Source organism: Marinilactibacillus piezotolerans, from assembly GCF_900114235.1.
In the GTDB taxonomy this organism is placed as follows: Bacteria; Bacillota; Bacilli; order Lactobacillales; family Carnobacteriaceae_A; genus Marinilactibacillus; species Marinilactibacillus piezotolerans.
On record NZ_FOSJ01000013.1, the window covers coordinates 42,202 to 56,817 of the forward strand.

The 14,616-nt window shown below is 35.9% G+C and carries 11 protein-coding genes and 2 pseudogenes; 8 read left to right on the forward strand and 5 right to left on the reverse strand.

Annotation, left to right across the window (positions count from 1 at the left end):
- Positions 1-43: 43 nt before the first annotated feature.
- The 4 genes from BM212_RS04830 to BM212_RS04845 form a co-directional block, all read right to left on the reverse strand.
- Positions 44-892 (reverse strand): aldo/keto reductase, encoded by an 849-nt coding sequence (locus BM212_RS04830; protein WP_281244380.1) that lies wholly within the window; start codon positions 890-892, stop codon positions 44-46.
- Between the two features lie 118 nt (positions 893-1,010).
- On the reverse strand, positions 1,011-1,463 hold the full coding sequence (locus BM212_RS04835) for a flavodoxin (protein WP_177206330.1): 453 nt from the start codon (positions 1,461-1,463) through the stop codon (positions 1,011-1,013).
- Between the two features lie 89 nt (positions 1,464-1,552).
- Positions 1,553-1,807: a kinase to dihydroxyacetone kinase gene (locus BM212_RS04840; protein ID WP_072695284.1), complete on the reverse strand. Its 255-nt coding sequence runs from the start codon at positions 1,805-1,807 to the stop codon at positions 1,553-1,555.
- Between the two features lie 862 nt (positions 1,808-2,669).
- Positions 2,670-3,608 carry an NADP-dependent oxidoreductase gene (locus tag BM212_RS04845; RefSeq protein ID WP_091896817.1) on the reverse strand — a complete coding sequence of 313 codons (939 nt, stop codon included), beginning with the start codon at positions 3,606-3,608 and terminating at the stop codon, positions 2,670-2,672.
- Between the two features lie 261 nt (positions 3,609-3,869).
- Here BM212_RS04845 and BM212_RS04850 point away from each other — a divergent pair, with 261 nt between their 5' ends.
- From BM212_RS04850 to BM212_RS04885, 8 genes and pseudogenes are all read left to right on the forward strand, one after another.
- Positions 3,870-4,487 (forward strand): hypothetical protein, encoded by a 618-nt coding sequence (locus BM212_RS04850; protein ID WP_091896821.1) that lies wholly within the window; start codon positions 3,870-3,872, stop codon positions 4,485-4,487.
- Positions 4,488-4,597: 110 nt separating this feature from the next.
- The gene (gene map, locus BM212_RS04855; protein WP_072695277.1) at positions 4,598-5,353 is read left to right on the forward strand and encodes a type I methionyl aminopeptidase; all 756 of its coding nucleotides are present in this window, start codon (positions 4,598-4,600) and stop codon (positions 5,351-5,353) included.
- Between the two features lie 196 nt (positions 5,354-5,549).
- Positions 5,550-6,617 carry an acyltransferase gene (locus BM212_RS04860; RefSeq protein ID WP_091896824.1) on the forward strand — a complete coding sequence of 356 codons (1,068 nt, stop codon included), beginning with the start codon at positions 5,550-5,552 and terminating at the stop codon, positions 6,615-6,617.
- Positions 6,618-6,656: 39 nt separating this feature from the next.
- Positions 6,657-7,190 (forward strand): metal-dependent hydrolase, encoded by a 534-nt coding sequence (locus BM212_RS04865; protein ID WP_091896827.1) that lies wholly within the window; start codon positions 6,657-6,659, stop codon positions 7,188-7,190.
- Positions 7,191-7,416: 226 nt separating this feature from the next.
- A complete protein-coding gene (locus BM212_RS04870; protein WP_091896830.1) occupies positions 7,417-8,133 on the forward strand; it encodes a GntR family transcriptional regulator in 717 nt (238 codons plus the stop codon).
- A gap of 166 nt (positions 8,134-8,299) precedes the next feature.
- A pseudogene (locus BM212_RS04875) lies at positions 8,300-9,637 on the forward strand (PTS sugar transporter subunit IIC).
- A 51-nt stretch (positions 9,638-9,688) separates the two neighbouring features.
- Positions 9,689-11,104: a glycoside hydrolase family 1 protein gene (locus tag BM212_RS04880; RefSeq protein WP_091896833.1), complete on the forward strand. Its 1,416-nt coding sequence runs from the start codon at positions 9,689-9,691 to the stop codon at positions 11,102-11,104.
- 269 nt (positions 11,105-11,373) lie between these two features.
- Positions 11,374-11,685 (forward strand): ArsR/SmtB family transcription factor, encoded by a 312-nt coding sequence (locus tag BM212_RS04885; RefSeq protein ID WP_072695267.1) that lies wholly within the window; start codon positions 11,374-11,376, stop codon positions 11,683-11,685.
- 62 nt (positions 11,686-11,747) lie between these two features.
- Here BM212_RS04885 and BM212_RS04890 read toward each other — a convergent pair.
- Positions 11,748-13,663 (reverse strand): annotated as a pseudogene (locus BM212_RS04890) (heavy metal translocating P-type ATPase).
- Positions 13,664-14,616: the final 953 nt, after the last annotated feature.

A 14,616-nucleotide genomic window follows, 5' to 3' on the forward strand; every position in this document is an offset into this window, starting at 1 on the left:
GACCCGTTCTGAAATTAATCAGAACGGGTCTTTAGTTTAAGAATTAGAAAGAAGTCTGATCTGGATCTTGGGCAGAACCTGCGCGACCTTTTAGACTATCGATTTTTTTCATATCTTCTTCTTCGATTTCAAAATCAAAAATATCTGCGTTCTCATGAACGCGTTCTTCATGAACAGATTTTGGTAAAGGCAAGAATCCGTGCTGTAAACTCCAGCGCAGTACTAACTGTGCAATTGATTTGTTGTATTTAGCAGCTAATTCTTTAAGTTCTTCAACCTCGAAGATTTTACCTGTTCCTAGAGGACTATAAGCTTCAGAAACAATATCATGAACCTGGTTATACTTCACGACTTCTGTCTGCATATCACTAGGATTCAATAAGATCTGATTCAAAGTAGGCTCGATTTTAGCTGTTTCAGCTAATGCTTCTAAGTGATGTGGATGGAAGTTTGATACGCCTATTGCACGAATTTTTCCAGCTTCAACAGCTTCTTCCATAGCTCGCCAGCTCTGAGCATTTGCTTCTTTCCAATTATCTCTATATTTAATAGGATTTGGCCAATGGATAATATATAAGTCAATATAGTCAGTATCTAGTTTATCCAATGAGTCTTGAATTGCTTTTTTAGCTTCTTCATAGCCATGTTCCTGATTGCTGAGCTTAGTAGTAATGAAGATTTCTTCACGATTCAAACCACTTTTTTTGATGCCGCGACCAACACCTGTTTCATTTTTATAAGCAGCCGCAGTATCAATATGACGATAGCCTGCTTCTAAAGCCCAAAGTACAGACTTTTCAGCTTCTTCGTCTGTAGATTGCCAAGTACCGAAACCAACTACTGGAATCTCGACACCATTTTTCAAAGTATACGTATCTGTTAATGACAAAATAATCCCTCTTTCCTAATCTTTAATAAGTAAAATTATACATCATATATCCAAATAGTGCGAATAAAAGGAAGCGAAAAACTGACATTCTTTGAAAATTTCTCATAGAATGTCAGTTTTTTTATTGTTTATTAAATGCTTCGATCAAAGACTTAGCGAATGCTTGAAGATTTTTAGTGTCCTCTTCTTCAGGATCAAGGTCAACTTTGACGCTTTCAGCCCCTTTTATAGCGCCTGTTTTATCAAATTGGTCATTGAAGTCATCGACTGATTTACAATATTTCTCATAAAAAGTATCACCTGAACCAAATGTACCGTAAATCTTTCCAGATAGATCGAGTTCTTCTAATTCTTCATAAAAGTCTACAATCTCATCTGGAAGATTAGCATCGGTACCATATGTGTAAGTTCCGACTATTGCGATATCTACATCTTCAAAGTCTGTTGGATCAGCTGAGTAACTCTCGACCAGTTCAACTTCGGCCCCTAATTCTCTAAAAGCTTGTTCAATGATTTCAGCACATTGTTCTGTATTTCCAGTCAGACTGGCATACACGATCATTACTTTAGGCACGGACTTCCATCCTTTCTGTATACTCATCTCATTAAGACAGTATAGCAAAGAAAGAACAACAAAAAAAGTAGTGTGAAGTATATTTCATTTTAGCCTTTTAACCCTTTGGACTGACGGAACATATCTTCCACAACAATATCAAAAATCTCACCTAATGTAGAACAGTATTCTAAAATCTCCCAAGGCTGGTTAGTATGAAAATGAATTTTAATCAAATTTTCATCTCCAACTGCTAGAAGACAATCACCAGCAAAATGTTGATTAAAGTAAGTAGAAATAGCATCTTCAGATAAATTTTCTCCTTCTATCAGTAATTGAGTGTCATATCTAAATTCGTTGTCCATAAGAATTCTCCTTTAATGTAAATCGTATAGTATACGATTTTTAAATATGAATATAATATATCTGATATACAGAAGATAAGCAATCGTTTGAATTGAAATCGGAATGCTATCTTTGATTTATGAGAGGAAATTAAGGAAATTTATATAAAACAAAGCAGCTGGGACAAAAGTCTTCATTGTCTAAAAATTTGAAGTATCGGAAAATCAAGGATTTTATTTTGATTTGACGGCGTTTTACTTTCTAGCTCGTTTGCTCTCAGTCTCTATCTTTATTGTTACGCATGCCAATTTCTCTAAAAATAGATACTTTGCTTGAGTATAGAAACCTGACTGAGATGAGCTGAATGGTGTGAGGAACTGCTCTTATCTGGAAACTGAATGGAGATCTCTTAGTGAGTTGATTGATATACTGCTTTTATCTGGCAACTGAATGGAGATCTCTTATTGAGTTGATTGATATGCTGCTTTTATCTGGCAACTGAATGGAGATCTCTTAGTGAGTTGATTGATATGCTGCTTTTATCTGGAAACTGAATGGAGATCTCTTAGTGAGTTGCTTGATATGCTGCTTTTATCTGGTAACTGAGTGGAGATCTCTTAGTAAGTTAAGTGATGAACTACTCTTATGTGGTAAAGTTCATATAACTGTGTAAAAACAAAAGCCATATGTAGATTAATCCAGAACCAAAACAAACAGATACAAATCAAAGAAACTGGGACAAAACTAGATAGAATGTAAAATCCCATCAAATCCAGGAAATTCACTCCTTGATTTGACGGGTTTTTGGTTGTTATACACTTCAAATTATTGCTCAATAGAAACTTTTGTTCCTGCCGCTTTGTAATGATTCAATCATTTATTTTAAGATTTAATATTAATAACGATTTTGCCTTTAGCATGATGAGTTTCACTCAAACGGTGAGCTTCTCTCATACCATTTTCAGTAAAAGGGAACTGACTGCCTATAGTGGCTTTAAGCTGATTATTTTTCATCAATTCACCTAATTTGGCCAAACGCTTACCATCAGGTTCTAAGAAAAAGTAACCTGTTTTGACTTCATTTGTTTTAGCTAGTTCTTCACTTGGCGGATTCGTAATGGAAACAATTATGCCACCTTTTTTCAATACGTTAAAGCTTTTTTCCTGAATCTCACCACCCATTGTATCGAAAACAATATCATAGTCATTAAGTTCTGATTCGAAGTCTTGTTTTTTGTAATCAATAAAGACATCTACACCTAAATCATTTAAATAATCATCATTATCAGAGCTTGCAGTAGCAGCAACAGTTGCGCCAAAACTTTTGGCAATCTGAATGGCTAAACTACCAACTCCGCCAGCTCCTGCATGAATCAGTACTTTATCGCCCTCTTTGATTTTAGCGATTTCTACTAAAGCAGTCCAAGCGGTTTCGCCGACAAGTGGAATAGAAGCTGCTTCTGCAAAGGATACATTTTCTGGCATATGTGCTAGCAGATTACTATCAATAGCAGTATATTCAGCATATGTTCCGAAAGCATTAGTAGCAGGTCTAGCAAATACGTTGTCTCCCACAGAAAATCCAGTTACAGCTTCACCCACTTCTTTAATGATTCCTGCAGCATCCCATCCTAATATGACAGGAAACTGAAAAGGCAAGTTATCTTTAAGATAACCTTCTCTTACTTTCCAATCTACCGGATTAATAGAAGTAGCATGTAATTCTACTAGAACTTGATTATCTTTAATTTCCGGTGTAGGAACTTCTCTTTCGACTAACTGATCAGCAGACCCATATTCTTCTATAACAATAGCTTTCATTTGTTCGTCCTTCTTTCATTTAAATAATAATGATGACTTATTCTGACCTTTACTTTACAAAATAAGCATATCAAAAAAATAGTGATCAACAAAAGATTTGCATCTTTACTTTAGACCATCAGAATCTAATGTATTATACAAATTAAATTGTGCAAAATCAAATTTGAATCATCTCATTATTCTTTTATATTTTTAACGAATAGATGTTATGATAAGGAGAAAATAGAATAGTCTACCAAATAAATCAATAGGAAGTATGTAATGGCTAAAACGCAAATGAAAAATGTATTACAATCAAATGATTCCAACAAAGAAAAAGCTGCCTATCTATGGGAATATTATAAATGGCACTTAATGGGTATCATCCTCGTGCTACTCTTATCCATTTACTTTACGATACAATTATTTAACCGGCCACAAGTGGATTATCATATAGGTGTATTAGGTCCTGAAACGACAACAGAACAAATGGAGATTTTATCGAACGATTTGAAGGCATTATTAGATCCAGAAGATCAAAAAGGGGATATGCTAGTGACCGTTACTCAAGCAGGACAAGGAGCGGAACGGTTTTTTGCCCAATTGGCAGCCGCGGAGTACGATCTATTACTAGTAGACAAAACGGCCTTTGAGAACTTTGCCGATAGTGAATCGATGGATGTTTTACAAGTAGATGATATTGAAAGCTCAAATCTTTTTACTGTTCCAGAAGATAATAAGATAATCGGAATTGAATCAAATGCTATTCCATATTTTTCAGAACACGAAGTGACTTCCGGTTTAATTGCGTTAGTACCAAAAAATTCGACCAGAAACCCGGAAACGATAGTTTTCTTTCAAAAACAGGGAATAAGCCTGAAGATTCAGAAGTCTGAATAATTTATGAGTAAGAACCTTTTGATTTATTAAACCTTCCTCGTAAAGGTTCCAGAATCATTAAAATTTCTGTATAATAGATAATAATTTGATACTTTAAGGAGACTGATTACGTGATTACGCTAAAATCACCTAGAGAAATAGATGCTATGGAACGATCCGGCGCAGTGCTGGCTGATATCCATGAGAAATTACGTGGGTTTATCAAACCAGGTATATCTGGATCAGATATCGATCAATATGTAGAAAAACTTATAGACGAACATGGCGCAAGTGCCGAACAAAAAGGATTCGAAGGTTACGAATATGCGACTTGTGTCAGTGTAAACGATGAAATTTGTCATGGGTTCCCTAGAAGTGAGAAATTAAAAGAGGGGGATCTGATCAAAGTTGATATGGTCATCAATTTAAATGGTGCATTATCTGATTCCTGCTGGAGTTATTCAGTAGGAGAGGCAACTGATGAAGTCAAAAAGCTCATGGACGTCACACTGACTTCTTTATATAAAGGAATCGCCGCAGCAAAAATCGGAAACAGAATCGGCGATATCGGTCATGCGATCCAAAGCTATGTTGAACCTTTTGGTTTCGGTGTTGTCCGTGAATTTGTCGGACATGGTATCGGCCCTACATTACATGAAGGCCCAAGTGTACCTCACTACGGTCAAGCAGGTAAAGGAATGCGCTTAAAAGAAGGTATGGTTATTACCATTGAACCCATGATTAATACAGGTACCTGGAAGTCGAAAATGGATGATAATGGCTGGACAGCCCGTACAAAAGACGGTGGATTAAGCTGCCAGTACGAGCATACCATCGCTATCACAAAAGACGGTCCTAGAATCCTGACTAAACAAAAAGATGAGTAACTTATGTTAGGAAACTAAACAATTCAATCTAGAAGTGTTGAAAAGAGACTGAGTTTTACCAATTCTCTTTCCATCCTTCTAGTTTTTTTGTTGATAGCAGAAGTGGTGTAAACACATATAAGCATCTGAATACTCGTTTAAAACAGTTTCTGATATGATATTCAGTGACTATGTTATTTGAGAGGATTAAAAAAATATGAAGCAGCGAATATGGTATGCAGATGTATTGAGAATATTAGCAATTGTCATGGTTATATTGATTCATATCGTATCTAAAGATACTCATCGATATGAACTAGATACAATGGGCTGGCAATGGCTTAATTTCATCAATGGAATGTCTAGAATCTGTGTACCTTTATTGTTTATGGTAAGTGGCATGTTTTTTCTTGATCCAAAGAAAAACCTAGAACCTAAAACGATGTATACGAAATATATCTGGCGGCTCGTTCGTGCGTTTTTTGTCTGGTCAGTTATCTATGTATTTTTTGATCAATACAAACAGCCTGAAGTTGCTCTTACTGAAGAAGTAGATCGTACAATCCTTCAGATCGTTCAAGGGTACTTTCACCTCTGGTTCTTATATAGGTTGACTGAAATTTATGTAATGGTGCCACTTTTAAGACCATTGACCAAAGAAAAGCACTTAGCTATTTATTTTGTACTTATAAGCTTTGTTGTAGGGTTTTTGATTCCCACCATCAATCAGTTCCCTGTCAGATCTACTGATACAGTCGCAGACAATGGACTTAATGTAGATATTACACTCGGCTATGCCGGATATTTTATGGCCGGTTATTTATTGAGCCGATATACTTTGCCAAAAAACTGGCGCAGAACACTTTATGGATTGGGCATTATAGGCTTTGCTGTAACGGTTATTGGAACAGCATTAAGGTCGGCACAAGATGGGGCAATGTATTCATTATTTTATGAGTATCTGACACCCAATGTTTTTTTTGCAAGTCTAGCGACATTTGTATTCGTGAAACATTCGATGCAGAATATAACTTTATCTGAAAAAGTTCAGAAAATGATTATCCATATTTCTAAATATTCATTTGGTGTTTACCTTGTCCATGTGCTGATTCGTGATCTGCTTTGGGATCTTGGTTTGAATACGACACTATTCACTCCATTATTATCGATTCCACTTATTGCTTTACTTGTTGGTGGAATCAGTTATTTTATTATCTGGGGTCTAATGAAGGTCTGGGAGTGGATAATGAATTTAGTTAATGAAAAAAACCAGAAAGCAACATGATCTACTCTTTTGCTTTCTATATTGAAGGAGAAGTAAGAATTGAGATATAGAACACATCTGGCAACTACATTAGCGATTTCTTTACCGCTAATGGTTACCTCGGATTCTCTTTCAGTGGAGAGTTTATCTATTGTAGCTTTAGGCGCCGTCTTTCCAGACATCGATGAACCACACTCCTATATTGGACGTAGAATGATCGGAATTAGTAACAGCATGAAAGTAGTTTTTGGACATCGCGGACTTACACATAGTCTAACAGGGCTAATTGCAGTAACATTTATTTTTTATTTAGGGCATACTACATTTGGTTTACCTCTGGAACTCGTCCACTGGTTTGCTTTTGGCTATTTAGCCCACTTAATAGAAGACTCTTTTTCTAAAAAGGGAATTGCCTGGCTGCAGCCACTTTCTAAGAAACGGTTTCAGTCCGGATTCAATAGGATTTATTATAATACTGGCGGAATAATCGAAAATATTCTCTTTGTTACAGCCACTTTAATTTTGATTCAGGAAGTTTTGCAGCTGAATTTTAGCGACTTTTCTTTTGAATATATCAATCAGTTTCTCCATTGAGCACATAACTTTGGATAGAAACTTTACTGCAGAATCATAGCAATAAAAATAGACTGAGATCAACGGGAGCCATGAAAATAATGTGGCTTCCGTTTTTAGTAGCGTATAAAGGTAAACTTAAGATATTTTATTACAAAGTTTGTAATAAAACGCTTTTTAATTTAAAATGAAAAGATAAAGTACTATGGAAACAATAGATAAAAGCAGAAGTAAAGGAGGAAATTAGATGCCTAAATATAAAAAGGTTGCCGAGATGATTAGAGAGCGGATCAAAAATAATACATATACAGTAGATGAAAAATTGCCTGATCAAAATTCTTTAGCTGATGAATTCAATACAAGTCGCGTAACGGTTAAAAGAGCTTTAGACCTTTTAACGACTGCAGGTCTTGTTTATACGATTCAGGGTTCAGGAACATACGTGAAGAGAAATGCGCTTCTGCAAGCTCAATCCAGTATTCAGATTGGACATAATGTAGGACTGACAACAGCTGTACAAGATGAAGTTGAATTACAAAGCGAAATCATTAAATTCAATGTGCGTTTTCCAGATGAACAAGAAAGGCAGCAGTTAATGATCAACAAAGAAACACCGGTTTATCATTATCAGCGCTTAAGGATTCTTGGAGGAAAACCTTATTCTTTAGAGAATACAGTAGTCCCAGTGCATATTATTCCCGGTATAACGGAAGAAGTCCTTAAAGATTCCGTTTATAGATATATAAGAAGAGAACTGGGGATTGTATTTGGAGACAATCGTCAAATAGTCCGTGCTGCCAAGCCTAATCAGCTAGATAAAAAATATCTTGATTGTAAAGATGATGATCCTATCCTAGAAGTGGAAAAAGTTATGTTTCTAAAAACAGGAACACCATTTGAGTATTCAAAAGTGCATCATCGTTTTGACATGGTAGAAATGTCTTTTATCAATCAAGATTCTTAAAATATTATAGTTATGTAAGGTGGTTAACCCCATTGGATATGGGGTTCTTTTTTAAATATAAAATTTGTAAATACAAATTTTATATTTAACTTTACATTTAGAAAATAAAAAGGTAAACTTCTTATGTAAGCAATTACAAAAACGGAAAGAACAAGGAGGATGTAGGATGGAAAACAATCGATTCATCAATGCATTAAATCAAATAGCGTACAAAATTAACAGTTACAAGTATATTATTGCTATAAAAAATTCCTTTACGCTATTATTACCGATTATTATTACTGGTGCGTTTGCAACGTTATTTTCAAGTATGGTTTTTGATAGTACCAATGGATTAGCTCAGATTAGCTAGTTAAGCTGGTTGGAGAATTTGAAACCGTTATCTCAGATGATCAATTACGCTACTATGGATATGATGGCGTTAGGTGCAGTATTTCTCATCGGGAATGAAATGGGTAAACTGAATAAATTAGATGGCCATTTCCCGGGACTATTAGCAGCCTTGTCTTATATCGCAGTAATTCCCACACCGATTGATGCAGTAATTGACACGGAAACCGTAAATGTCAGCGATGTAATCTCCAGCGAATACACCGGAGCAAGCGGGTTGTTCTTAGGTATGATCGTGGCGATTGGATCAATTGAACTTTACACTTGGTTAGGAAATCAGGACAAGTTAAAAATAAAAATGCCTGATTCTGTACCGACAAATGTATCGAGATCATTTTCAGCATTAATACCGACTGTCATCACAATCGTAGCCGTTGCATCAATCGCATTTCTGATCAATGCTGTAACAGGCATGCATATTTACGATATTATTTACAACCTGGTTCAAGCTCCATTAGAAAATGTTGTACAAGGACTGCCGGGTATATTGATTTTAATGCTGGTTTCACAATTATTCTGGGTTATTGGTATTCACGGGAACCAGATCATCAAGCCAATTCGCGAACCAATTTTATTAGTAGCTATAGCTGAAAATACACAAGCTTTTCAAGCAGGGGAAGAAATTCCTAATATTATAAACATGCCTTTCTGGGATATCTATATGACAGTAGGCGGATCTGGCTTAACGCTTGGTCTACTAATCGCAGTCTTTATTGGAAGTAAAAGAGAAGATTATCGTTCGATTGGCAAGCTTTCTTTTCCACCTGGAATCTTCAATGTTAATGAGCCGGTTATTTTTGGATTACCGATTGTATTAAATCCGATTATGGCAATTCCTTTTGTTCTTACACCTTTAGTAACAGGAACAATCGCTTATTTCTTAACAGCAATTGGATTTGCAGGCAAAGCGGTAGTTATGATTCCTTGGACAACGCCGCCCATCATTAGTGCCTGGATTGCAACAGCAGGGGACTTAGGAGCAGTTGTTACTCAAATCATATGTATAGCAGTTGCAGTGCTGATTTATCTACCGTTCATTAGAGTAGCGAATAAAGAAGCGAAGGTAGAAGATATTGAAAAAGAAGAATACGGCGAAGAAGTCGTTAACGGATAATTAGAACTATAAGAATCATTAGAATTAAAAAGTATAAAAGGGGTTTATTAAATGAAACAAACAATTCCAGAAAACTTCATACTTGGAGCCGGATCTTCTGCTTGGCAGACTGAAGGCTGGCAAGGAAAAAAAGAAGGACAAGATTCCTATCTAGACGCTTGGTATAAGAAAGAAAACTTTGTCTGGCACGAAGGATACGGACCAGCTGTAGCAACGAATTTTATGGAAAAATATCAAGATGATATTGACCACATGCAAGAAATCGGCTTAACACATTATCGCACCAGCATCAACTGGTCAAGATTCTTTACAGATTACGAAGAACTGGTCGTAGATGAAGATTACGTTGAGCATGTAAATAATGTAATCAATGCTTTGATCAAAGCGAATGTAGAACCGATGCTATGTCTTGAACATTATGAATTACCTGCCTATTTACTAGAAAAATATGATGGCTGGAGTTCTAAGAAAGTAGTCGAATTGTTTGTCGAGTATGCTAAAATCGCTTTTGATCGTTTTGGAGACCGTGTGAAGAGCTGGTTTGTTTTTAATGAACCAGTGGTAGTTCAAACAAGAGTTTATCTAGATGCGATCAGATGGCCCCATGAACAAAATGCAGCGAAATGGATGCAGTGGAATCATCATAAAGTGTTAGCTACAGCTAAAGTAGTTGCTGCTTATCGAAATGGCGGATTTGATGGACGTATCGGTACGATTTTGAATCCAGAAGTGACTTATGCACGTTCGACTTCAAAAGCTGATCAGAAAGCAGCACACATATTTGACTTATTCTACAATCGGGTATTTTTAGATCCTGCTGTTAAAGGAGAGTATCCAAAGGAGTTGCTTTCTTTACTGAAAAAGCATGATATTCTTTTTGAACATGATGAAAACGAGCTGGAAATAATTAAAAAGAATACCGTCGACTTCCTGGGCATTAATCTATATTTTCCGAAAAGAGTACAAGCACCAAAACATTCGTGGAATGAGAACGCTCCATTCCATCCGGAAATGTACTATGATGCTTTTGAATTACCAGGACGTAGAATGAATAAATCCAGAGGATGGGAAATTTATCCGAAATTAATGTACGATATGGCTATGCGTATCAAAGATGAATACAACAATATTCCTTGGCTCATTACAGAAAATGGCATGGGAATAGAAGCAGAAGAACGCTTCATGAACGATAAAGGAGAGGTCCAAGATGACTACAGAATCGACTTTATCGGCGAACATCTGTCATGGTTGCTGAAAGCTGTTAAAGCAGGTTCCAGTTGTGAGGGATACATGTTATGGGCCTTTACAGATTGCGTTTCACCAATGAATGCTTTCAAAAATCGTTACGGCCTAGTTAGAATTGATCTTGAAAACGACCGCGGCCGTTCACTTAAAAAATCTGGTCAATGGTATAAACAGATTATCGAACAGAGAGAGCTCGTTAGTGAAGACATTCAATATAAATAAATAGTATACGATATCTCAACAAGTTATTTAAAGCTTGTTGAGATATCGTTTTTCTATATTCTTTCCTTTTGACTCGCAAAACTTGGATAATCAAATTCAAATCCTACTATCCTTGGGAATAGAGCACTTGATTTATACTCAAATTCAAATTAAAATAGAGTAGCTATTTTGACAAATCGGACAGATTATGGTTTACTCAAAAATAGGCAAATGATTCGTAAGATTATTACATTTAATAATCTTTACATAAAGGATCGAGGAGAGAAGAAATGGAAGATAACTTAACATCGGCAGTAGATAAAAATACGATTCAGCTTGTCAGTCAGTTTTTTAAAGCAATCAGCGATCCAACCAGGATTTCCATCGTCTTTCTGTTACATGACAGAGAGTTAAGTGTCGGCGATATAGCAACAGCACTCGACATGAATCAGTCTGCAATCTCACATCAGCTGAGTACCTTAAAAGCGAAACGTCTAGTCAAACCAAGAAGAAGTGGGAAAACGGTCTATTATAGTCTGGATGATGATCACGTCCTGAAAATACTAGATCAAGTGATCACACATACTAGAGAAGAATGCTAAAACAAGCATGGAAAGCTTTAATAATCTCAGCTTTCCATGCTTGTTTTATTGTGTCTATAGAATCAGTCTTTGACCGGTAATAACAATCTCAAACCATTTAAAATAACCAGCAGTGTACTTCCTTCGTGAGCTAATACCCCGATACCAATGTCAACCTTGCCTACTAAATTTAATCCATTTAAAAGTAAAACAATGAACATAGAGAACAAAATATTCTGCCAGACCACTTTATCTACTTTTTTAGAAACTTTATGAGCATATTGGAACTTAGTTAAGTCATTTTGCATAATCACAGCATCTGCTACATCAATTGCAACATCCGTTCCGTTCCCCATAGCGAAACCAATATCTGATGCCACTAGAGCTGGTGCATCATTGATCCCATCTCCAAGCATGACGGTTTCCCCATATTGTTTTTGAGTGGAATGAATAATTTCTGATTTGTTTTCTGGCAGTACATTACCAATGACTTCGTCAATCGCAACTAGCTTACCGACAGCTTCTCCAGTAAGTTTTGAGTCTCCAGTAATCATAGCCGTGTGAATTCCTTGATCTTTAAAGTATTGAATGACAGTTTTAGCATCTTTATTCGGTAAGTCCATCATTGCGATCAGTCCCACCACGCTGTCATTCTCACTGAAATACACAACGGTTTTTCCTTCTTTGGCTAATGTTTCATTTTGTCTTTCGATTTCTGCTGGGACATTCGTAAACGTAGAAGGTTTTCCAATACGGTACTGTTTATTTTGATGTTCAGCAACTAAGCCTTTGCCAATTTCATTTTCTGCATCCATTTTTATTGAAGAAGCAGAAGTGAAGGCATCCAGTATAGCATCAGCTAACGGATGATTTGCACTTTTTTCCATGGCTACAATAACATCTTTCCAGTATTCAGTATTTTCTTCGTTGACAAAATAGTGGTCAGTAACAGCGGGTTTACCTTCAGTCAATGTACCCGTTTTGTCGAATGCAATGGCTTTGATTTTAGCTAAATTCGAAAGATAAGATCCGCCTTTGAAAAGAACGCCTTGTTTCGCTAAATTAGAGATACCTGATAGGGTTGTTGGTACTGCACTAGCAGCCAAAGCACAAGGTGAAGCAGAGATTAACATAATCATTCCGCGGTAAAAACTAGTATTCCAGCTCCATCCTACTAAGAATGGTGTAAGTAAGATAAATACTGGAACAACAATCATTACGATCGTTACATATTTTGGTTCTAATTTTTTAATCGTTGTAGCTGTTTTCGAAAGATTGGATTGTGACTGATTGACAAGTTCAATAATTTTAGAAAATACGGTATCTTCATTATTTTTAGTAACTTCCATTTTGAAAGAACCTTTACCATTTATCGTACTACCGAATACTTCATCGCCGGTAATTTTTTCTCGAGGAATACTTTCGCCGCTAATAGAAGCTTCATCAATATCACTAGATCCTTCAATAATCGAACCATCTGTAGGAATCTTGTCTCCTGGTAAGACCTGCAAATGATCCCCAATTGTCAAGGTTTCTACTTTAACTAATTTAGTTTCTCCTGTAGGAAGAATGAGCCTAGCTTCAGTAGGGTTCATTTCAAGTAAATGAGTAATTTCACGTTTGCTTTTACCTTCTGCGTATTCCTCAAGAAAATGGGCACCAGCGAAAATCAAAATTAACAAGGCACCTTCGTCAAAGTTACCGGTGATCGCAGCACCCAGTGCGGCAAGCGTCATTAGGATATGAACATTAGGATGAAATCTTTTCAAGCGCAGCGACTCGGTAATCGTTTCGCCTACTCCCTCTATCATTACATGGTAACCAGCAGTAATCATAGTAATGACGAAGAAAATATCTTCCAAGATATAGTTAAAAGAACCTATCAGTGCAATCAAATAGATAATTAAACCAATGAAAAAAAAAAGACCGGCATATTTCCGTGATCATGCGCATGTTCAGCATGATTATGTGCTATTTTAGCCTGTTGATGAGTTTCCATAGTAAAACACCCTTTAGTTGAATTTTTAGATCAATCATTTTTAACAAATGAATATCCGCTCATATGTATGGTTAGAGTATATATATGAATCATCATTCATTTGTCAAGAGAATTCTAGATTTTAATTGAAATTTATTGATTCAAAATACCTGTACCTATTACATTTTCAGATACAGTGAACGTATAATGGCGGAGCAATAAATAAGCATTGAATCACAAGGGAAACTGACTCTTATATAGGTCTTTATTGTAGAAAAATTTCTATACCCGTATTAAAACGGTTTGATTAATATAGATAAATGAACGGACAATATCTTAAATAAGAAAATCTATTATTATAGAAGAAAAAAGAAAGAAAAGATCTCATTTCAGAATTGAGATGGTAAGGAAAAGTGAATTTTTACCCCTTCATAGTTACTATATGCATTGAACCTTCAGTAAATCAGACTCTAATGTACTAACTGGCATGAAAAAGCTAGATGAGTCGAAAGGGAAACAATGTTTATATATCAACTGAAACAGGGAAGTTGGATCAGTTGAAAGATAAACAGTGTATATGTACCAACTGGAATAGAAAGGCTAGGTGAGTCGTAAGAGAAATAGTGTTTATGTACTAACTGGAATAGAAAAACTAGGTAAGAGGTAAGAGAGGCAACCTTTATGTATCAACTGGAACAAGAAAGCAAGATGAGTCGTAAGAGAATAGCTATTAGGCGGTAACTTAATTAGGAGGCACAATCAAATAAATCTACTTTTAAAACAATTATTCTAAATACGAGTCTGATAGGCAATTTTGCTATAGATAAATAAGTATACTAGGGGGGAGTAAGTTATTTTTCATGCGTTGACAAGTTTAAATCTCGAGTTTGACACTTAATTAAAACAAAAACTCTCTAACCCCTTATTTTTCAGGGATTTAGAGAGTTTTTTTGCTTTTGAAAAAGTGAGTACTA